Annotated in this window: 18 protein-coding genes; 10 read left to right on the top strand and 8 right to left on the bottom strand. The window is 58.9% G+C overall.

Annotated elements, in window-relative coordinates:
- Nucleotides 1–8 precede the first annotated feature (8 nt).
- The 5 genes from AABB31_RS06860 to AABB31_RS06840 all read left to right on the top strand — a co-directional run bounded on the left by AABB31_RS06860 (nt 9) and on the right by AABB31_RS06840 (nt 4,914).
- A complete protein-coding gene (locus tag AABB31_RS06860; RefSeq protein ID WP_342075218.1) occupies nt 9–458 on the top strand; it encodes an isoprenylcysteine carboxylmethyltransferase family protein in 450 nt (149 codons plus the stop codon).
- Between the two features lie 105 nt (nt 459–563).
- Nucleotides 564–2,144, top strand: coding sequence for a Re/Si-specific NAD(P)(+) transhydrogenase subunit alpha (locus tag AABB31_RS06855; RefSeq protein WP_342075219.1), 1,581 nt, complete (start codon nt 564–566; stop codon nt 2,142–2,144).
- Nucleotides 2,145–2,156: 12 nt separating this feature from the next.
- The gene (locus AABB31_RS06850; RefSeq protein WP_373635561.1) at nt 2,157–3,674 is read left to right on the top strand and encodes an NAD(P)(+) transhydrogenase (Re/Si-specific) subunit beta; all 1,518 of its coding nucleotides are present in this window, start codon (nt 2,157–2,159) and stop codon (nt 3,672–3,674) included.
- A 137-nt stretch (nt 3,675–3,811) separates the two neighbouring features.
- Nucleotides 3,812–4,276 (top strand): GNAT family N-acetyltransferase, encoded by a 465-nt coding sequence (locus AABB31_RS06845; RefSeq protein WP_342075220.1) that lies wholly within the window; start codon nt 3,812–3,814, stop codon nt 4,274–4,276.
- Between the two features lie 137 nt (nt 4,277–4,413).
- Nucleotides 4,414–4,914: an aggregation factor core gene (locus tag AABB31_RS06840; RefSeq protein WP_342075221.1), complete on the top strand. Its 501-nt coding sequence runs from the start codon at nt 4,414–4,416 to the stop codon at nt 4,912–4,914.
- Here AABB31_RS06840 and AABB31_RS06835 read toward each other — a convergent pair.
- The gene (locus AABB31_RS06835) at nt 4,909–5,463 is read right to left on the bottom strand and encodes a pseudouridine synthase (RefSeq protein WP_373635560.1); all 555 of its coding nucleotides are present in this window, start codon (nt 5,461–5,463) and stop codon (nt 4,909–4,911) included. The two genes, AABB31_RS06840 and AABB31_RS06835, sit on opposite strands and share 6 nt — an antisense overlap.
- A gap of 308 nt (nt 5,464–5,771) precedes the next feature.
- On the opposite strand from AABB31_RS06835, the gene AABB31_RS06830 reads away from it, so the two are divergent.
- Nucleotides 5,772–6,944: a type III PLP-dependent enzyme gene (locus tag AABB31_RS06830; RefSeq protein ID WP_342075222.1), complete on the top strand. Its 1,173-nt coding sequence runs from the start codon at nt 5,772–5,774 to the stop codon at nt 6,942–6,944.
- A gap of 125 nt (nt 6,945–7,069) precedes the next feature.
- Nucleotides 7,070–8,347 carry a DUF3422 domain-containing protein gene (locus AABB31_RS06825; RefSeq protein ID WP_342075223.1) on the top strand — a complete coding sequence of 426 codons (1,278 nt, stop codon included), beginning with the start codon at nt 7,070–7,072 and terminating at the stop codon, nt 8,345–8,347.
- Nucleotides 8,348–8,358: 11 nt separating this feature from the next.
- Here AABB31_RS06825 and AABB31_RS06820 read toward each other — a convergent pair whose 3' ends face one another.
- The 5 genes from AABB31_RS06820 to AABB31_RS06800 form a co-directional block, all read right to left on the bottom strand.
- On the bottom strand, nt 8,359–9,309 hold the full coding sequence (locus tag AABB31_RS06820; protein ID WP_342075224.1) for an ABC transporter permease: 951 nt from the start codon (nt 9,307–9,309) through the stop codon (nt 8,359–8,361).
- Nucleotides 9,302–10,309, bottom strand: a complete 1,008-nt coding sequence (locus AABB31_RS06815; RefSeq protein WP_342075225.1) for an ABC transporter permease — start codon at nt 10,307–10,309, stop codon at nt 9,302–9,304. Before AABB31_RS06815 ends, AABB31_RS06820 begins: the two co-directional genes overlap by 8 nt.
- 101 nt (nt 10,310–10,410) lie before the next feature.
- Entirely contained in the window at nt 10,411–12,132 is a 1,722-nt protein-coding gene (locus AABB31_RS06810; protein WP_342075226.1) for a peptide ABC transporter substrate-binding protein, read from the bottom strand.
- A gap of 48 nt (nt 12,133–12,180) precedes the next feature.
- On the bottom strand, nt 12,181–13,179 hold the full coding sequence (locus AABB31_RS06805) for a dipeptide ABC transporter ATP-binding protein (RefSeq protein WP_342075227.1): 999 nt from the start codon (nt 13,177–13,179) through the stop codon (nt 12,181–12,183).
- The gene (locus tag AABB31_RS06800) at nt 13,169–14,176 is read right to left on the bottom strand and encodes an ABC transporter ATP-binding protein (protein ID WP_342075228.1); all 1,008 of its coding nucleotides are present in this window, start codon (nt 14,174–14,176) and stop codon (nt 13,169–13,171) included. The genes AABB31_RS06805 and AABB31_RS06800 overlap by 11 nt, the downstream gene beginning before the upstream one ends.
- Before the next feature lie 256 nt (nt 14,177–14,432).
- Between AABB31_RS06800 and argE the strand changes: the two genes are divergently transcribed.
- The 3 genes from argE (at nt 14,433) to AABB31_RS06785 (ending at nt 17,626) form a co-directional block, all read left to right on the top strand.
- Nucleotides 14,433–15,569, top strand: coding sequence for an acetylornithine deacetylase (argE, locus tag AABB31_RS06795; protein WP_373635789.1), 1,137 nt, complete (start codon nt 14,433–14,435; stop codon nt 15,567–15,569).
- Nucleotides 15,570–15,765: 196 nt separating this feature from the next.
- Nucleotides 15,766–16,254, top strand: coding sequence for a GNAT family N-acetyltransferase (locus AABB31_RS06790; RefSeq protein ID WP_342075229.1), 489 nt, complete (start codon nt 15,766–15,768; stop codon nt 16,252–16,254).
- Between the two features lie 208 nt (nt 16,255–16,462).
- Entirely contained in the window at nt 16,463–17,626 is a 1,164-nt protein-coding gene (locus AABB31_RS06785; protein WP_342075230.1) for a M20 aminoacylase family protein, read from the top strand.
- Between the two features lie 350 nt (nt 17,627–17,976).
- On the opposite strand, the gene AABB31_RS06780 is transcribed toward AABB31_RS06785, so the two are convergent.
- Together AABB31_RS06780 and AABB31_RS06775 are read right to left on the bottom strand one after the other, a co-directional pair.
- A complete protein-coding gene (locus AABB31_RS06780) occupies nt 17,977–19,194 on the bottom strand; it encodes an aminotransferase class I/II-fold pyridoxal phosphate-dependent enzyme (protein ID WP_342075231.1) in 1,218 nt (405 codons plus the stop codon).
- 75 nt (nt 19,195–19,269) lie between these two features.
- Nucleotides 19,270–19,932 (bottom strand): HAD-IA family hydrolase, encoded by a 663-nt coding sequence (locus AABB31_RS06775; protein WP_342075232.1) that lies wholly within the window; start codon nt 19,930–19,932, stop codon nt 19,270–19,272.
- Between the last annotated feature and the right edge of the window lie 49 nt (nt 19,933–19,981).

Raw genomic sequence — 19,981 nt, 5'->3', positions numbered from 1 at the left:
ACGCATGCATGAAATGGATCGACATACCGCCGGTCTGGCTTGGCATCGCGTTGGTCTGCGCATGGTGGATTAGCGAGTTGCAGCCCGATTGGCTGCACTTTGAAAGCCCGATCACTGATCTTCTGGGCGGATGCCTGGTGGGCGCAGGCGCACTTTTGATGCTTTTGGCTGTCGCCGAGATGCGCAAGCGTCGCACGACCGTGATCCCCCATATGGAGGCCGCCAATCTGGTCACAACGGGCATCTTCAGTCGGACGCGCAACCCGATTTATCTGGGCGATGCGTGCATCCTTGCTGGGCTGACGCTGTATTGGGCGGCACCGATTGCCTTGTTTCTTGTGCCTTTGTTTGCCGGGACGATCACCCAGCGCTTCATTTTGCCCGAAGAAGACAGGCTGCGGCGCAAGTTTCGGGCCGCGTTTGCAAGCTATTGTCAGAAAACAAGACGCTGGCTGTGATTGTTAGCGTGCAACATGCACTTGCATAGCGGCCATTCCCTTGTGAAATATTCTTTCGCGCTATAACTGCAGAATAGCTGCACACGAAAATATGGGGGATGGTGCGTGAAAATCGGTACACCAAACGAGATATTTCCAGGCGAAGACCGGGTTGCGATGACACCCGCCTCTGCCAAGGACTTGCAAAAACTGGGTTATGATTGCGCGATTGAAAGCGGCGCAGGGTTGTCTGCGGGCTTTTCCGACGCAGCCTATCGCGATGCCGGGGTCGAGGTTGTGGAAACCGCGGCCGCGTTATGGGCGGGGGCCGATATTGTCGCCAAGGTCCGCCCGCCCGAACCATCCGAGATCGAGATGCTTCGCGCTGATCAGACGCTGATTTCGTTTTTCTACCCCGCCCAGAATACCGCGCTGATGGAATCTGCCAACGCCAAGGGATCCACCGTGATTGCCATGGATATGGTCCCCCGGATCAGCCGTGCGCAAAAGATGGATGCGTTGTCCTCGATGGCCAATATCGCCGGTTATCGGGCTGTCATCGAAGCGGGCAACAATTTTGGTCGCTTTTTCACCGGGCAGGTCACTGCTGCAGGCAAAGTGCCGCCCGCAAAGGTTCTTGTTGTAGGGGCCGGCGTTGCCGGTCTGGCCGCCATCGGGACAGCCACGTCGCTTGGGGCGATCACCTATGCGTTTGATGTGCGCCCCGAAGTGGCCGAACAGGTTGAAAGCATGGGCGCAGAATTCGTCTTTCTTGATTTCGAGGAAGAACAGCAGGACGGGTCCGCAACTGGTGGCTATGCATCCGTGTCCAGCCCGGAATTCGCCGCCGCCCAGCTTGCGAAATTCCGCGAGATCGCGCCTGACATGGATATCGTGATCACCACCGCGCTGATCCCCGGGCGCGACGCGCCCGAGCTTTGGACCAAGGACATGGTCGAAAGCATGAAGCCCGGTTCGGTGATTGTCGATTTGGCGGCCGAGCGTGGTGGCAATTGCAAATTGACCGTCAAGGACGAGAAGATCGTTACCGAAAACGGCGTGACAATTATTGGCTATACGGATTTCCCAAGCCGGATGGCGGCACAATCATCCACCCTCTATGCGACAAATATTCGGCATATGATGACGGATCTGACCCCCGAAAAAGACGGGTCGCCAGATCATAACATGGATGATGACGTGATCCGTGGTGCGACGGCGACGCATAAGGGCGAAGTGACCTTCCCGCCGCCGCCCCCCAAAGTCGCAGCCATTGCAGCCCAGCCCAAGAAAGCTCCACCCAAGGAACTGACGGCCGAAGAAAAGCGCGCGCAGGAAGTGGCCGCGTTCAAGAAAGAGACCCGCAATCAGGTCACCTTGCTGGCGATTGGTGCCGCACTTATTCTGGGCATCGGGATGATCCCCGGCATGCCGGCCAGTTTCATGCAGCATTTCATCGTCTTCGTGCTGGCGGTCTTTATCGGCTTCCAGGTGATCTGGAATGTGGCCCATTCACTGCACACACCACTGATGGCGGTCACCAACGCGATTTCGTCGATCATCATTCTGGGTGCGTTGATCCAGATCGGATCGTCCAGCGTGCTGATCACGCTGCTGGCGGCACTTGGTATCTTTATGGCTGCCGTCAATATCTTCGGTGGCTTCCTTGTGACACGGCGCATGCTCGCCATGTTCCAGAAATCCTAAAGGGGCAGGGCAATGGAAAATGCATTCACGATCGCGGCCTATGTCGTCGCAGGTATTCTTTTCATTCTGTCGCTGGGCGGACTTTCGGGACAGGAAAGCGCAAAGCGCGCGGTCTGGTACGGTATTGTCGGCATGGCTATCGCGGTCCTTGCCACACTGATCGGGCCGGGGGCCGGTCTGGGCGTTGCATCCGTGATCCTGATCGCCCTTGGTGCGGCTGTTGGCTATCAACTGGCCACCAAGGTCGAGATGACCCAGATGCCCGAACTTGTTGCGATCATGCACTCGCTTGTGGGGCTAGCGGCTGTCTTCGTCGGGTTCAACGCCGACATCATGATCAACTATATCGGCAATATCTACGCCGAGAATGGTCAGGTTCTGGGCGCTGTCGGGTCGGATGGCATTACAGCGGTTGGGCTGCCCAAGGAGATCTATGAGGGCCTCAGCACCTTTGGCCAGTTGATCGCCAAAAAGTCGAACGTCGAGATCGGCATCCTGCGGGTCGAACTTGTGCTGGGCATCTGGATCGGTGCTGTGACCTTTACCGGGTCGGTCATCGCCTATGCCAAGCTTGCGGGAAATTCCAGCCTGTTGCCTTTCAAGGTCGACACAAGCGCCAACAAGCTCCCGGGGGGGCATCTTCTGAATGCTGCTGCGGCCGCGCTGTCGGTGCTGTTGCTCTTCGTCTATCTCAGCGGTGGGGGGTCCTGGGCGCTGGTTCTGTTGACCCTTGCGGGCCTCTTCATCGGTTATCACCTGATCATGGGCATCGGTGGCGCTGACATGCCGGTCGTTGTCTCCATGCTGAACAGCTATTCCGGCTGGGCGGCGGCGGCGATTGGTTTCTCGCTGGGCAATGATCTGCTGATTGTTGTTGGTGCGCTGGTGGGCTCTTCCGGTGCGATCCTGTCCTACATCATGTGCAAGGCAATGAACCGGTCCTTTGTCAGTGTGATCCTTGGCGGCTTTGGTGGCCCTGCGGGCGAACAGATGGCTGTTGAAGGTGAACAGGTTGCCATTGATGCGGACGGCGTTGCAGCGGCTTTGAATGATGCGGACAGCGTCATCATCATTCCCGGTTACGGGATGGCCGTGGCACAGGCGCAAAATGCTGTCAGCGAGTTGGTCAAGAAGCTGCGCGCGCAGGGCAAGAATGTGCGTTTTGCGATCCACCCCGTTGCCGGCCGTTTGCCGGGGCACATGAACGTGCTGCTGGCCGAAGCGAAGGTGCCCTATGATATCGTGATGGAGATGGACGAGATCAATGATGATTTCCCTGACACGGATGTGGCGATCGTTATCGGCTCAAACGACATCGTGAACCCGGCTGCGCAGGATGATCCCAACAGTCCAATCGCGGGGATGCCGGTTCTGGAATGCTGGAAGGCGAAACAGGTGTTTGTGTCCAAGCGCGGGCAGGGGACGGGGTATTCCGGTATCGAAAATCCGTTGTTCTTCAAGGACAACACACGGATGTTCTATGGGGACGCAAAGGCCTCTTTGGACATGTTGCTGCCCAAGATAGACTGACCCCGTCTTAGGTGAAGATGGATCAAGATCCATCCTACGACGTCGCAAAGCCCCGCCTGCAACTGGCGGGGCTTTGTCATTCAACGGCGTCGCGCACGCGATGTTGCCAAGCCGGAATTTCCGGCGGATGGTGGGGCATGGATAATGTCTTGACGATCCGTTGGGCCGTGCCGGATGACGCAGAGGCGCTGCTTGCGCTGTATCAACATCTATCTTCGGATATGGCTGTATGTCCCCCTGCGCTTGCCCGGCGCAATCTGGAAGAGATCGCAGCCTACAAAGGCAGCGGCGTTCTTTTGGGCCAGATTGGCGGGACATGTGTCGCCAGCTGCACCCTGATAATTGTTCCCAATCTCACACGGGGCGGGGCGCCCTATGCTCTTGTGGAAAACGTTGTGACCCATGCTGAACACCGACTGCGGGGCTATGGCAAACATATCCTTGACGCGGCATCGGATCGGGCATGGGGCTGCGGGTGCTATAAAATCATGTTGAGCACCGGATCGACCCGACCATCTGTGCTGGGCTTTTATGAAAGCGCAGGTTTTGAGCAATCGCGGACCGGCTTTCAGAAGCGGCGCATGCCTGCGCGCAGTGACTGACACGGTGGCAAAAGCCGACAGTGGGGGCCAGGCAATCCCAACCTCGCAGGATGGATCTTGATCCATCCCATCTCGAAGGCTTTTCTTTTCGGCTCCGACGCTAATTCATGTCCTATAACACCGGAAAGGACACCATCATGCGCAGCCTCATCATCGGCCTTATTCTCGGCGCGTCATCGGCACAGGCCGATATCGAATTGCGCTTCATCGAAGGGGCGCCCAAAGACAGGTTCGACCTGATTGCGACCGGCCCGGCCTGCAATGATGCGCCGCTGGAGGTCACGATTGATCTGTCGGGTGCGCAGGGCGGTCTGATCTTTGATGTCACCGCAGCAGGGCAAGGCGTCGAAGTCTACCAACCGTTTGAGCTGGTAGCAGGCGCCGATCTGCTTCAGAGCGCCACCAGTTTGCGGGATGGTGATCAGGTCCTCACCTTGTCTTTGCGCGCGCTCCCAGCAGGGCAGGTCCTGAGCTTTACCACTGATCTCGATGATACAGGCGGTGGGCGCGAGATCACGGTTGATGGGGCCGAAATCGCCGGTGCATCCGTCATCGTTACAAATGGGGCGGCGACACAAACCGCAGAATTCGGCCCCGACGCCAGAGCGATCATTGATCAGAGCGATTGTCTGTCATGACGATACCGGCGCCGTGATCCACGCGCCGGTCTCAATATCTTTCAGCGACCATGGCCCCACCTGCCATCGCACAAGGCGCAGGGTTGGAAAGCCGATATGCGCTGTCATGCGCCGCACCTGCCGGTTCCGGCCTTCCGCAATCGTGATCTCGATCCAGCAGTCCGGGACCGATTTGCGGAACCGGACAGGCGGATCACGCGCCCATAGGGGGGGCGGGTCGATCAGCCGAAGCTTTGCAGGGCGCGTGGGGCCGTCCTTCAACGTGACCCCCGTTCGCAAAGGATCCAGCGCTGTATCCGACGGGGCGCCTTCGACCTGAACCAGATAGGTCTTTGACATCTTGTTTTTGGGGTCGGCAATCCGCGCCTGCAGCTTGCCGTCATCGGTCAGCACCAGAAGCCCCTCGCTGTCCCGATCAAGGCGCCCGGCCGGGTAGACATCCGGGACGTCGATAAAGGCCGACAGTGTGGGCCGGGGGGTTGGATTGCGTTGATCGGTAAACTGCGACAGGACCCCAAAGGGTTTGTTGAACAAGATAACACGGGCCATATCGGGGTCCTATCCTGCCGCAAGGGGCCGGTCCAGTGGTGCCGCGCCAATCACGGCGCCATGCGGTGTTTGAATCCCGTTTTGCACCACGGTAGCCATCGCGCAGAAAAAAATCGAATGCGAATGATTTTTGGGGTTGCACGAATCCGCCAATAGCCTAAATGGCGCCGCATAGACGCCAACGCACGCGCCTCTGGCCGGTGATAGTCAACGCACACGTGTTTACGTAGCGACGGTAACGTCTCTTTTGGAACTGAGCGGTCTGGGGCGGTGAAAATCCGTCATGGCCGGGTCTACTGGAGATGACCATGACTTTACACTTCGCGGCTGACGCGCCGTCTTTCCCTGTCGTACGCCCATCTCGTCTGGACGGCTTTGTCGCTGATCGCAGCTTTGACAAACCCACCTTGGTGATGGACCTTGATCTGGTCGAAGCACAGTATCGCGCCTTGCGCGCCGGGCTGGGCCGGGCCGATATTCACTATGCGGTCAAAGCCAACCCGGCCCGGCAGGTCATTGCCCGGCTGGTTGATCTGGGGTCGCATTTTGATGCCGCCTCCAAGGCCGAAATAGCGCTGTGCCTTGAAGAAGGGGCCGACCCGTCCGAAGTGTCCTTTGGCAACACGATCAAACGTGCCTCTGACATCGCGTGGGCATGGGATCAGGGCATTACCCTGTTTGCCGCCGATGCCGAGGAAGAGCTGGAAAAGATCGCCGACAATGCGCCGGGTGCCTCTGTCTATATCCGGCTGATTGTCGAGGTCTCGCCGGGTGACTGGCCGCTGACACGCAAATTCGGCTGCGACCGCGACACAGCACTGCGCCTTTTGGACTACGCCAAGGCACTGGGGCTGAACCCTGTGGGCTTTTCTTTCCATGTGGGCAGCCAGACCCGGCAGGCGGCGATGTGGGCACCGACACTGGATGAAATGGCAGCAATCTGGGCCGCCGCGATTGACGCGGGCCATGCGTTGAGCTTGCTGAATATCGGTGGTGGTTTCCCTGCCTTCTACGGGGAAGAGATCGACGCGCCAACAGCCTATGCCGCACAGGTGATTGCAATGGTCGAGGCCCGTTTTCCAAACGTGGCCACCATCATGGCAGAGCCGGGCCGCGGTATGGTCGCAGAGGCTGGCGTGATCGTTGCCGAAGTGATGCTGGTCAGCCGCAAGTCGGACCGGGACATGCACCGTTGGGTTTATCTCGATATCGGTCGCTTCTCGGGCCTGGCCGAAACCGAAGGTGAGGCGATCCGCTATCAGTTCCAGACGGCGCGCGATGGCGATCCGATGGGGCCATGCATCCTTGCGGGGCCAAGCTGTGACAGTGTTGACGTCTTGTATGAAAAGCGGCCCGTGCTGTTGCCGGTTTCCCTGAAATCCGGCGATCGGGTGCTGATCCGGAATACCGGGGCGTATACATCCACCTATTCAACCGTGTGTTTCAACGGCTTCCCGCCACTGGACGTGGTGGTCATTTGATCCATCAGAGGCGCATTGTATACCAACGTGTGCCTCTAACCTTTTCTAAAATAACGATTTCTTGTTTACAGACGGCAAAACCCCGCTAGGTTGCAATCAGAACAATGTTGCAACAAGGCGGGGCGATGCCACCGATTGCCGATCATCCATTGCGCTACACGATGGCGAACGAGTTGCATGCGCGCCCGTTCCCGTCGGTCGACGCACCCAGCCGGGCCGCCTATCTTGCCATCAAGCCTGCCGAAAATGCCGCAGGCCGGGATCGCGATATCGACAGGGCGCATCTGATTGATCTGCTCGACCGGTTCGGCGCGGATCATCCCGCACCGGGGGCGACCCACTATTTCGGGACCATCGGCAAGCACAAGCTGAAATGGGAAAGCCATACCGAGTTTGTAACCTACACATTGTTCGGCGAAGGCCTCGCCGATCGCCCCTTTGATGCCGCTACCTTTTCTGTCTTTCCCGAGGAATGGCTGGAAAACGCGCCCGGAACCCGGATCACCTCTGCCCTGATCCGTATCGAAATTGCCGAAGACGATGACGGGATTGCCGACAAGGTGAATGACTGGTTCGTCCCGGAAAGCGTGGCGATCAGTCGCGTGGTCGAGGATGATCTGGTCATCGCCGCCGATTTTCGCATTGATCATGCAGGTCACATGCGCTTTGCCGCTTTTGCCCGCCCGGATGTGGATGACCGCAGGATTGGCCGCGTGGTGCAGCGGATGTGCGAGGTTGAGACCTATAAGGCGATGGCCATGCTGGGCCTGACCCGGGCCCGGTCGCTCGGGGCGCCGATGGCCAAGGCTGACCGGACGCTGACCAAGCTGTTGGGCGATATGCGTGGGGACGGGGTAGATGCGGCATCCGTGCTGCACGAACTTCTGGAAGTCTCGGCCGAGTTGGAAGACATCATCGCGCAGTCAGAGTTCCGCTTTGGTGCGACAGGGGCTTACGAGACCATTGTCAATCAACGCATCGACGTGCTGCGCGAGGAACGTTTTGCCGGCCGACAGACATTCGGGGAATTCATGATGCGCCGGTTTGATCCGGCCATGCGCACGGTCAAATCGACCGAACGCCGCCTGCAGGCCATGTCCGACCGGGCGTTGCGCGCGGGCGATCTGCTGCGCACCCGGGTCGATGTGGAACGGTCGGCCCAGAACCAGGAATTGCTGACCAGCATGGACAGGCGCGCCGACCTGCAACTGCGTCTACAACGCACGGTCGAAGGGCTGTCTGTTGTGGCGATCAGCTACTACGCGGTCAATCTGGTGCTGTATATGCTGGGCCCGGTCGAGGCGTTGGGCGTCAGCAAACCGCTATTGGCGGCGGTCTCGACACCGGTTGTACTGTTGCTGGTCTGGTTCATGGTCAACCGCATCCGCAAGCACATGGAATAGGGTCCGCACCCCTATTGCCCGCGGATGCGCGGATCCAGCGCGTCCCGCAGCCCGTCACCAATATAGTTGACCGACAGGACCGTCAGCGAGATGGCCAACCCCGGCCAGATCACGCGTTCGGGAAACGCCGTCATGCGGTCCACACTGTCAAACAGGATCTTGCCCCAGGTCGGGAAATCAGATGGAAAGCCCAGCCCCAGAAATGACAACGCACTTTCCGTGATGATCGCTGTGGCCAAGCCCAGCGTGGCCGACACCATGATGGGGGACAGCACATTCGGCAGCAGGTGCCGCGTGATCATGCGGCGGGCAGGGGTGCCAATGGACCGGGCGGCCAGAACAAATTCGCGCTCTTTCAGCGCCATGACGTCACCGCGCACGATCCGCGCGGTCTGCATCCATGACGTGATCCCGATGCCTGTGACGATCAGAATGAAAATCCCGTTCTCTGGCCCAAAGGCTGCCCGCAGCGGGTCGCGAAACAGCAGCATCATGACCAGCAGCAGGGGCAATAGCGGCAGCGCTAGAACCAGATCGGTAAAGCGCATCAGCAGCCCGTCCAGCCGCTTGAAATACCCGGCCAGAACGCCAATCAGGGTGCCAAGAAAGACCGCAAGGATCATGGCCGTCCACCCCACCGCAAGGCTGATCCGCCCGCCTTGCATGATATTGGCCATGATGTCGCGACCCAGATTGTCTGTGCCCATCGGGTTGGCCCAGCTGACCTTGGCCCCGCTGTCAAAGATGGCCATGTAGATCGGGCGAACGTCCTTGTTGCGGATGTCCAGCTTGCCCGGATCAATGCCCCAGATCAGCGGGCCGACCGTGACGAAAAGGGTAATGAAGATCAAAAAGAACAGGCCCGCAACCGCGCCCTTATGCGTCCTGAATTGGGCCCAGACATCCCACCATTGATTGCGGGGCTTTTCGGCCACTTCGGTGGCGAGGCTTGCATCAGTCATAGCGGATCCTCGGGTCCAGAATACCATAAAGCACATCGGCGATCAGGTTCATCAACACGATCAGCACTGCCAGCAGAAAGGTGATCGTCATGACCATGGGAATGTCCGAACCCTGCAGCGCAATGATCAACAGCTGGCCCAGCCCGTTCACCTTAAAGATCTGTTCGGTGATGATGGCGCCGCCAAAGATGGATGGAATGCCCAGTGCAATGACCGTCACAACCGGGATCATGGAATTGCGCAGCACATGCTTCATGACCACGATGCTTTCCGACATGCCCTTGGCCCGGGCAGTGCGGACATAGTCCTGCCCCAGATTATCCAGCATCGAGGCGCGCATATAACGGCTGACCTGTGCGGTGGTCTGCAGGGCCAAAACCATGACGGGCATGATCATCTGCTGCAGCTGCACTTTGAAGCTGGCCCAGTCATTGACCACATGGGTGGTGTCGTAAATGGAGGGCAGCCACTTTAGCTGCACCGAAAAGATCACGATCAGCAGAACGCCGGAAAAGAAGGGGGGCACGGAAAAGCCGATCATCGACACAAAAGTACCGGCCTGGTCAAAGACCGAATACTGACGATAGGCCGAGATGATCCCGATTGGCAGGGCGATCAGGACACCCACGATATAGGACATGCCGACCACCCACAGGGTCTGGGGCATCCGTTCGGCGATGGTGTCGAACACCGGGCTGCGGGACTGAAAGCTGATGATGCGCTGGGCACCATTCGCAAAATTGGTGCCAAATGTATTGTCGATCCAGTATTGCGGCTCAACAATAAAAAACTGCTTGAGCCAGAGGGGAAACCGCACATACCACGGCTCGCCCAGACCAAGGGCCAGACGCATCTTTTCCTTCACCTCGGGGGGGATGGTCAGGGGCATCTGGGCCATCGGATCACCCGGGGCCAGCTCCAGCAGCATGAAGATGACGAAAGCGATGAACAAAAGCGTCGGGATCGACAACAGCAATCTGCGAATAGTGTATGTCAGCATTGCGACGCCTCAGGTCAGAACTTGTCAAAAGGATCTGTGGGGCAGGCATGCCCGCCCCACAGAACGAATGGCGTAGGATAGATCTTGATCCATCCGGAGTGTTATTCGCCGATGCGATACCAGTCAGCGACGTTCCACAATTCGCTGTCCCAGGTGTTCAGGATCACGCCACCCAGGCTGTTGGCATGGGCCGACACGCGACCACGATCAACCAGTGGCACGATGGTCATGCTGTCCTTGGTCAGCATGTCATTGAGCTTGCGGGCAATCTCGCCACGGGCTTCGATATCAGCCGTTGCACCCAGTTCAGCGACCAGCGCATCATATTCAGGGTCACAGAAACGGTTGATGTTTTCGCCCTGCCACTGCGTTTCAGGGCGCGGGGCCTTGTCGCAGGTATAGGCAGACAGATAGGCCTGCGGATCGGTGCCATCAAAGTTGTTGGCGTACATTTCCACGTCTGCATAGAACTTCTGGAACGTGTCAGGAGACCCCGGGTCACCGCCAAAGAAGACTGACGCATCAATGTTGCGCAATTCGGTGTCGATACCGATCTCGCCCCACCATTCCTTGATCAGCGCCTGAAAGTCCTGGCGCACGGCGTTGGTCGATGTCTGATAAAGGACACGCAGTTCCACACCGTCCTTTTCGCGCACGCCGTCGCCATTGCTGTCGACCCAACCTGCGCCATCCAGCAGCGCCTTGGCGCCATCAATATCCTGTGTCAGGCATTCGGTATTGTCAGAGGCATAGATTTCCGGACCAGGAACCAGATTACAGGTCGGACGACCGGCCTGACCATACCCGACCTCAACCAGCAATTCGCGGTCGATGGCCATGGACATCGCACGGCGGACGGCCTCGTCACTCAGGAACGGGTGCGGGTGGGCGGCTGTCGAACGCTCACCTTCGGGCAGGTCTGGCGACGGATTGGTCATGTTCATCTCAATCCGCTCGACCAATGTCCCGAATGCCGAGACGGGTGTGCCGACGCCAGCTTCGGCCATCGACGAAATCACATCCGGTGCCAGCTGCAGGTTCCAGGCATAGTCAAACTCGCCCGTTTCCAGAACCGCACGGCCGGCAGCTGTTGCATCACCGCCCCCTTTGAAGGTCACGGTTGCAAAGGCAGGTTTGCCCTCTTCGCGGAAATTCGGGTTGGCTTCCATTTGGATGACGTCATTTGTACGGAAGTCCGTGACCACAAATGGGCCGGTTCCGATAGGTCCAAAATTGGCATCGGTACATTCAGGGGCCTTTGCGCCCAGGCAATCGGCAAATTGCGCTGCCTGAATGATGGGTGACTGGCCGCCCATGAACGGACCATACGGGTTCGGCTTGGGACTGTCGAAGGTCACTTTGACGGTCAGATCGTCAATGACTTCAACGCTTTGCACGCCTTCGAATTTGGACAACTGGGCGCAGCCACCCTCGGGATGCATGCAATACTCAGCCGTAAAGCGCACATCTTCGGAGGTGACAGGGGTGCCGTCGGACCATACGAGATCTTTCTTAAGCTTCCATGTGATCGAGGTCAGATCCTCAGCCACACCGCCATTGGCGACAGTCGGAATTTCCTCGGCCAGATATGCGACCAGCGCGCCGGTTTCATCATAGCGGCCAAGGGGTTCGATGATCATCGAGGCGGATTCAAGATCCTTGGTCCCGCCTGACAGATAGGGGTTCAGGATGGACGGGGCCTGCCAGTAGATGATGTTCAGCTGGCCGTCACGGCCACGCTCGCCGACATGTCCATCGGCATAGGCCATTGGGACAAGGGCGATACTGGCCGCCGCGCCCATCAGGGCTGTTGTGAGTTTCATGTTATCTTCTCCTTGTTGGTTTGCTCTTATTTGCCTCGAAACCTGCGGTTAATCCGCAGTGTCATTATAGAGATGGCAGGCCGTGAAACGGCCCGGGCGCACCTCGCGATATTCGGGTTCGATCTGTTTGCAGATATCCATCACCGATGGGCAGCGGGTACAGAAATTACATCCCTCCGGCGGGTTTGACGGCGAGGGCACATCGCCTTGCAGGATGATCCGTTCGACCTTGCCTTCCAGACTCGGGTCCGGCTCGGGCACCGCCGATAGCAGCGCACGGGTGTAGGGATGCAAGGGATCGGCATAAAGCGCCTCGCGCGGGGCCAGTTCCACGACCTTGCCCAGATACATCACCGCAACACGGGTTGCGATATGGCGCACCATGGACAGATCGTGACTGATAAACAGATAGGTCAGGCCGAACTGTTCCTGCAGATCCTCCAGCAGGTTGACGACCTGGGCCTGAATGGACACGTCCAGTGCGGCAATCGGCTCGTCGCAGACAATAAATTTGGGGTTCAGGGCCAGGGCACGCGCAATCCCGATCCTCTGGCGCTGCCCGCCGGAAAACGCATGCGGATAGCGTTTTGCGAATTTCCGGTTCAGACCAACGGCATCCATCAATTCGGCCACCTTGGCGCGCTTTTCAGCCTCTGACAGCTTTGTATGCTCGTCCAAGGGTTCCTTGATGATCGCCTCGACCGTCATGCGCGGGTTCAAGGACGCTTGCGGGTCCTGAAAGACCATCTGCATGGTGGGGCGCATCTCGCGCAGCTTGGCCTGCGGGGTCGGCCCGATCTCGCGCCCGTCAATGCTGATCTCGCCCGAGGTTATGTCATAAAGGCGCAGCACCGCGCGGCCGCAGGTGGATTTGCCGCAACCGGATTCGCCCACAAGCCCAAGGGTTTCGCCCTCCATCACGTCAAAGCTGACACCGTCCACGGCCTTGACCTCGCCCACGCGCCGCCGAAACAGGCCGGCATAGATCGGAAAATGCATCTTGAGGTCACGCACACGGACCAATGGCTTGGTCGGATCATCCAGCATGACGCGGCCCTCCGGTGCGGGCGTCAAAGAAGCAGGCGGCATCATGGCCGTTGCCCACATCATAACGCGGCGGGTTTTCCCGGGCGCAGCGATCAAAGGCCACGTCGCAGCGGTCGCGAAACGGGCAGCTTGATGGGGCCTGCATCATGATCGGGGGCTGGCCTTCGATGATGGTCAGACGGGCGGCCCGTTCGCCGGTAATGGTCGGGATCGTTTTCAGCAAGGCGCGGGTATAGGGGTGCTGCGGGTCGCGAAACAGCTCTTTGACCGGTGCATGTTCGACCACCTGGCCGCCATACATCACCATGACCCGATCCGCGATACCGGCGATCACACCCAGGTCATGGGTGATCCAGATCACCGCCATGCCCAGTTTGGTGCGCAGCTCTTTCATCAATTCAAGGATTTGCGCCTGAATGGTGACGTCCAACGCGGTGGTCGGCTCGTCCGCGATCAACACCTGCGGGTCGCAGGCCAGCGCGATGGCGATCATCACACGCTGTCGCATCCCGCCCGAAAACTGGTGTGGATAATCCAGCAAGCGACGCTTGGCATCGGGAATGCCCACAAGCTCCAGCAGCTCTTGCGCGCGCTTGGCCGCCGCGCGCTTGTTCATGCCCATATGCTTGCGCAGTGGCTCCATGATCTGATTGCCGACCGTAAAGACCGGGTTGAGCGAGGTCATGGGATCCTGAAACACGAAACCGATCTTGCCACCGCGGACCGCGCGCAAGGTTTCGGCATTGACCTGCAACAGGTTCTTCCCATCAAAGGTAACCGACCCGCCGCGCACATCAGCAGGCGGCGACGGCAGCAACCCAAGCAGGGACATCATTGTCACCGATTTGCCCGAACCGCTTTCCCCCACAACACCCAGCAATTCGCCCGGGCGCAGATCAAAGCTGACATCATTGACGGCGTGTACTTCACCACCGCGTGTCTTGAACACGGTTTTCAGGTCCCGGACATCCAGAACAGGCAGCGCCCCATCGGGCATATAGGAACCTCCCAGGTGGTTCAGACGTTTTTTTCTTGGCCTCTGCTTTGCGCAGATTTTCGGCAATTGCCTAATCGGTATCACCCGATTGCGTAGACGGTATCATCAAATTGCGGTCCCGCAACCTGATTCCTGTTTGCGGTTGGCAGGTTTAGCGGCGACACTTGGTGTGCTACCGGTTTGCGCAGATGCGTATGAGATTGGCGGCAAATGCAGCACGAAAGGGAAAATCGTGACCCACACCGCCCGCACACTGATGGACAAACTGGTCAGTTTTCCGACGGTCAGCCGCAATTCCAATCTGGATTTGATTGATTTCGTTGAAGAATATCTGCGTGATCTTGGCGTGGACTCGACCCGCGTGCCCAATGAGGATGGCACCAAGGCGGCAATCTATGCCCATGTGGGGCCGCAGGTTGACGGGGGTGTTGTTCTGTCGGGCCATACCGATGTGGTCCCGGTTGATGGGCAGGCCTGGGACAGCGACCCTTTCACAGTGACCGAACGTCATGGCAAGCTTTATGGTCGCGGGACCTGCGATATGAAGGGGTTCGACGCGTTGGCCCTGTCGGCGGTGCCGCTTGCGCTGGAACGGGGGATCAAGCGGCCCCTACAAATCGCACTCAGCTATGATGAAGAGGTCGGCTGCCTCGGCGCGCCGCCGATGATCGACCATATGGTCAGCATGGGCATGCCGCGCGCCGATACTGTTCTGGTGGGCGAGCCTTCGATGATGAAAGTGGTCACCGGCCATAAAGGCGGCATCGGCTACAACATGCATTTCAAGGGATTCGAGGTGCATTCCTCGCTTGCCCCTGACGGGGTCAGTGCGATCATGATGGCGGCCAAGCTGATCAACTGGGCCAATGAGCAGAACGCGCTGAACGCTGCTGCAACCCCGGGGCCATTGGCCGCCGAATTCTACCCGCCCTACACAACGCTGCATGTGGGCAAGATTTCGGGTGGGACCGCCCATAACATTACCGCCAAGGATTGCCATTTCGGGTTCGATTTCAGGATCGTCCCGGGCGAGGATATCGCCGACTGGCGGGCCCGGTTCGCCGATAAGCTTGCGACGCTTGAGGCCGAGATGCAGGCGATCCACCCGGATGCCGGCATCACGGCGGAGCAATATTTCCACGTCCCGGGGCTGGTCCCCGAAGAGGCTGGCAAGGCCGAAGCACTGGTGCGCCGTCTCACCGGCGAGAATGCCAGCAATGTGGTCAGTTATGGCACCGAGGCCGGCCAGTTTCAGGAACGCGGCTATTCAGCCGTCATTTGTGGGCCGGGTGACATCGCCCAGGCCCATCAGCCCAATGAATATGTCAGTGTCGATCAGTTCCGGCAGGGCGAGGCCTTTATCGGACGATTGGTTGATACTTTGTGTGAATAGCGAGCAGGCGATGTCGTTTGGATGTTGCAATAACTCAGAGCATGGCGGCATACAATATGTTGGTTTCCAGGCCCAATGTTTCTGAGTAAAGGCAACTTTGCGGACTTTGCTGCCATCCATAGGAGGGGCGCAGACGTTAGCTTAACCGTGATGATACTTTGTGGCATGGTGCTCTCGTCAGAGAACTGAGACAGAGATGCAACGACAACTTTTACCAATATTCACTTCGAGACTAGTAATTCGCCAACTCTTCAAGGCTGACTTGAAGCCGGTTTTCGATACCCTCAGACCAGAGACCTCTGGCGGCCGCATCTTCGAAAAGAAAACGCTCGCAGAGGCGGAGCGCTGGTTATGCAACCGAATGGCTGAACACACTGAGCTCGGTTACAGCATCTGGGCAATTGAAACACGGCAAGCTGATTTCGTTGGTTTATGCGGGCTGATACCGTGGGAACCTGTCCCAATGATTTGCTACGCTGTGCGCAAGCAATTTCAAGGCAATGGGTATGGCACCGAGGCAGCCAAAGCGGTAATCGAGATCGCCGCAGAAGAGTTTGGAACGATCATCTCCACAATTCGAGATTCGAACGTGGAATCAATCCGAGTCGCAGAGAAGATTGGGATGCGGGTCAGCGAGACGCCCTTCTCTGACAACCAGATGTTGAGGTCGTTTGTATATCCCTGAGAACACTTAAGCCGTAGAACCGGACTTTCGCCGCAATGCAGAACTTTTGTATTTTGGGCTCCAACCTGCCGTTGCCAGCGCTCGATACTCTCGTCAGATGCTTGCAAGATTGACGCTCTCGCCATCACCCAACCGTGTCTTTGTGTCTGCTTGACCTCCCGGTGATTTCAGACACCATAGCGCGGTGCATACCCACAGGAGGTCCCCCATGCCCGTCAAGAACCGCTTTGCCGAATTGCTGCCTGAAATCACCGCCTGGCGGCGTGATCTGCACGAAAACCCTGAAATTCTTTTCGAGACGCATCGGACATCAGCCATTGTCGCGGAAAAGCTGAAGGCCTTTGGCTGTGATGAGATCGTGACGGGTATTGGCCGCACCGGTGTTGTTGGCCTCATCAAGGGCAAGACGGATACATCGGGCAAGGTGATCGGGCTGCGCGCCGATATGGATGCGCTGCCGATCCATGAACAGACCGGGCTTGATTACAAGTCCAAGGTTGACGGCGCCATGCATGCGTGCGGCCATGACGGGCATACCGCAATGCTGCTGGGTGCGGCGCAGTATCTGGCAGAGACCCGGAATTTCGACGGCACCGTGGCGGTGATCTTCCAGCCCGCCGAAGAGGGCGGCGGCGGCGGGCGCGAGATGTGCGAAGACGGCATGATGGATCGCTTTGGCATCCAAGAGGTCTACGGCATGCATAACTGGCCGGGTAAGCCTGTGGGCAGCTTCGCCATTCGGCCCGGTGCTTTCTTTGCAGCCACCGATCAGTTTGACATTACGATTGAGGGGAAGGGCGGCCATGCGGCCAAACCGCAGGAAACCGTCGATTCCACGCTTGTGGCTGCCCATGTTGTGACTGCGCTGCAATCCATCGCCAGCCGTAACGCGGATCCTGTGGATCAGATTGTGGTGTCCGTCACGTCGATTGAATCCTCGTCCAAGGCGTTCAACGTAATCGCACAGCGCGTGCATTTGAAAGGCACGGTGCGGACCATGTCAGCGGGGATGCGCGATATGGCCGAAACCCGGTTGAAGGCGATTTGCGAAGGAACGGCCGCGACCTTTGGTGCAACAGCGGAGGTGACTTATTATCGTGGCTATCCATGCATGGTAAACCACGACGACCAGACGGCCTTTGCGGCTGATGTTGCCAAATCTGTGGCGGGGGCCTGCGATGACGCGCCCTTGGTCATGGGGGGCGAAGACTTTGCCTTCATGCTCGAAGAACGTCCAGGGGCCTATATCCTTGTCGGCAACGGGGACAGCGCGTCAGTCCATCATCCTGAATATAACTTCAACGATGATGCCATTCCGGCAGGCTGCAGCTGGTGGGCCGAGATTGTCGAACAGCGGATGCCAGTGGCCTGACGCGGCGCGCTGGCGATCTCTGGCGGCAGGGTCATTTGATTCCTGAACCTAGCCCCAAACACGGTCTCTGTCGGCGACGACGCAGGCGCGCAAACCGGGCCATACTCGCCTGACTGATGGAGAGCCGCAAACCCAAGCAGGTTGAGCCATATGCGTATCTGGCGGGCGTCCGTACAGCTATCACCAACGGACATAGACGCATGAACGTCAACGCGTCACGCCCAATCCCGGCAGCGGCACAACCGAGCGGGAATTCTATTTACGAAAGGCTCAGAAGCTGTTCAAACCGACCCAGCTACGGCCGTGCCGGCGCTGCAAGGTAGGTTGTATTGCCGACCAGAGGGTGCGGCCTAGGAGGCCTGATGCAGCCCGGCGGCCTGGTTTTGCCAGACGGCCCCGACCTCGGCCTTGATGATCCGGGCGATCAGCGCACAATCATCCACCGAGAATGTCAGCGGCAGCCGCATATCCACGATGCCTGCAAGGATCCTGTCAGCCGCCGGCATGGGCGCGGAGGGCGCATAGCGCCAACTGTCATAGCGTGATGTAAAACCGGTGGGTTCCGCCCCACCGAACCATTTCAATTCTACCCCACGCGCCGCACAACGCGCGATCACATCGGCGATCGCCCGCGATGACCAGTCCAGCAGCAGGAACTGAAAGGACGAAGCCACAAAACTTTCCTGCGCCGGGCGCACCGGCAGGCGTAGCCCCGGCACATCCCGCAGACCATCGGCGACAACGTCGTATAGAGCGTTCCACCGATCACATTGCGTTTTCAGATCCTGTAACTGGGGGCGCAGAATTGCGGCCCGCAGATTGTCCATCCGGCCCGAGATATTGGGCGTCTCATATTTGATCTGGGCAAAGGTCTCGGGCGGTGGGGCGGCCATGTGCCGCTCGAACAGCATGTAGCTGCCCGATAGCATGATTGCGCGCGCCATCCCCTCGGCGTCATCCGAGATCAGCAAGCCCCCCTCGCCGGAATTGATATGCTTGTAGGTCTGGGTCGAATAGCAGCCAAAGCGGCCCCAACGCCCGCTTGGCACCCCGTCCCAACTGGCCCCCATTGTATGCGCGCAATCCTCGATCACTGTCACGCCCGCCGCATCGCAAAGCTGCATCAGCTTGCGCATGTCGCAGATATGCCCGCGCATATGGCTTAACAACAAGACCCGGGCCTGATCCAGCTTGGCGGCCAGATCATCGAGATCAATCACCAGATCCTCGGTCACCCCGACAAACACAGGAAAAGCGCCCACCGCCGCAATCGCACCGGGGACCGGCGCGAGCGTAAACGCGTTGGTCAGTACCTTGTCGCCATGGCCAACCCCGCAGGCGCGCAAAGCGGTTGTCATCGCATAGCCGCCCGAGGCAACGGCGAGGCAGTATTGCGCACCAACGCTGGCGGCAAATTCCACCTCTAACAGGGCGGTTTCAGCAACCTCGCCTGCGACAGTATTATAGCGGTGCAACCGCCCGTGCTGCATGACGGCATTGGCCGCCGCGATGCCTGCGGGGGGAATCGGTTCCTGCTGGGTGAAACTGCCGGTGAAACGCTCTGTCATGGGGGCAGAGTGTGCCGGGTTTGATCGTTCGTCAATGGGATGTGCGCGCCTGTTTGAAAACTGCGAAAGCCCCCTTCAGCCGATCAGCTCTGCCACGATGCGCGGCAAATCGGCATAGTCCTGCAATGTGGCCTCCGGCGCCAATGCGGCAACGTCCCCGCCGCCCGGGCCGAAAGTGACAAGAACGGACGGAACGCCCGCATTGCGCGAGGTATCCCGATCCGTCGCGGTATCGCCCACCAGCAGCGAGCGGCGCGGATCACCACCGGCGCGGCGGACGGCCTCGAAATGGTGTTCGGGGTCCGGTTTACGGACAGGCAATGTATCCGCCCCGATAAGCGAGCCGAATGCCGACCGGACCCCGAGGCTTTGCAACAGGGTTTCGGCCAGCCCCTCGGGCTTGTTGGTTGCGATCCCAACCGCGTAGCCATCCGATTTCAGCGCCTCGACCGCGTCCATGGCACCGGGATAAAGAACCGTATGCGTGTCGATATCCGCCGCATAGGCCGCCAGTATCGCGGGATATTGCGCGTCAACATCCGCCTCGCCAAACCCGTCCACCCGCGAAAACCCAAGACGCAGCATCGCACGTCCGCCGCGCAGGGCGGTTGCCGCATCTGCGACTGGGTCAAGCAGATCGCCAAGGTCAAGCGCCCGAAAGCAGGTATTTGCCGCGGCAATCAAATCGCCGCTGGTATCGGCAAGCGTGCCGTCGAGGTCAAAGATCACTGTGCGCATTCGGGGTCCTCTCGTTAGCAGCACTCTGTAACGATACGTAAACTGATGT

The organism is Yoonia sp. SS1-5 (assembly GCF_038443705.2).
In the GTDB taxonomy this organism is placed as follows: Bacteria; Pseudomonadota; Alphaproteobacteria; order Rhodobacterales; family Rhodobacteraceae; genus Yoonia; species Yoonia rhodophyticola.
This window is presented reverse-complemented; position numbering and strand designations above follow the sequence as displayed.

What these genes read in the sequence shown, in the direction of transcription:
- AABB31_RS06860 (WP_342075218.1), top strand. Translation starts at nt 9, where the DNA reads ATGAAATGGATCGACATACCGCCGGTCTGGCTTGGCATCGCGTTGGTC.
- AABB31_RS06850 (WP_373635561.1), top strand. Translation starts at nt 2,157, where the DNA reads ATGGAAAATGCATTCACGATCGCGGCCTATGTCGTCGCAGGTATTCTT.
- AABB31_RS06845 (WP_342075220.1), top strand. Translation starts at nt 3,812, where the DNA reads ATGGATAATGTCTTGACGATCCGTTGGGCCGTGCCGGATGACGCAGAG.
- AABB31_RS06840 (WP_342075221.1), top strand. Translation starts at nt 4,414, where the DNA reads ATGCGCAGCCTCATCATCGGCCTTATTCTCGGCGCGTCATCGGCACAG.
- AABB31_RS06835 (WP_373635560.1), bottom strand. Translation starts at nt 5,463, where the DNA reads ATGGCCCGTGTTATCTTGTTCAACAAACCCTTTGGGGTCCTGTCGCAG.
- AABB31_RS06830 (WP_342075222.1), top strand. Translation starts at nt 5,772, where the DNA reads ATGACTTTACACTTCGCGGCTGACGCGCCGTCTTTCCCTGTCGTACGC.
- AABB31_RS06825 (WP_342075223.1), top strand. Translation starts at nt 7,070, where the DNA reads ATGCCACCGATTGCCGATCATCCATTGCGCTACACGATGGCGAACGAG.
- AABB31_RS06820 (WP_342075224.1), bottom strand. Translation starts at nt 9,309, where the DNA reads ATGACTGATGCAAGCCTCGCCACCGAAGTGGCCGAAAAGCCCCGCAAT.
- AABB31_RS06815 (WP_342075225.1), bottom strand. Translation starts at nt 10,309, where the DNA reads ATGCTGACATACACTATTCGCAGATTGCTGTTGTCGATCCCGACGCTT.
- AABB31_RS06810 (WP_342075226.1), bottom strand. Translation starts at nt 12,132, where the DNA reads ATGAAACTCACAACAGCCCTGATGGGCGCGGCGGCCAGTATCGCCCTT.
- AABB31_RS06805 (WP_342075227.1), bottom strand. Translation starts at nt 13,179, where the DNA reads ATGCTGGATGATCCGACCAAGCCATTGGTCCGTGTGCGTGACCTCAAG.
- AABB31_RS06800 (WP_342075228.1), bottom strand. Translation starts at nt 14,176, where the DNA reads ATGCCCGATGGGGCGCTGCCTGTTCTGGATGTCCGGGACCTGAAAACC.
- argE (WP_373635789.1), top strand. Translation starts at nt 14,433, where the DNA reads ATGGACAAACTGGTCAGTTTTCCGACGGTCAGCCGCAATTCCAATCTG.
- AABB31_RS06790 (WP_342075229.1), top strand. Translation starts at nt 15,766, where the DNA reads ATGCAACGACAACTTTTACCAATATTCACTTCGAGACTAGTAATTCGC.
- AABB31_RS06785 (WP_342075230.1), top strand. Translation starts at nt 16,463, where the DNA reads ATGCCCGTCAAGAACCGCTTTGCCGAATTGCTGCCTGAAATCACCGCC.
- AABB31_RS06780 (WP_342075231.1), bottom strand. Translation starts at nt 19,194, where the DNA reads ATGACAGAGCGTTTCACCGGCAGTTTCACCCAGCAGGAACCGATTCCC.
- AABB31_RS06775 (WP_342075232.1), bottom strand. Translation starts at nt 19,932, where the DNA reads ATGCGCACAGTGATCTTTGACCTCGACGGCACGCTTGCCGATACCAGC.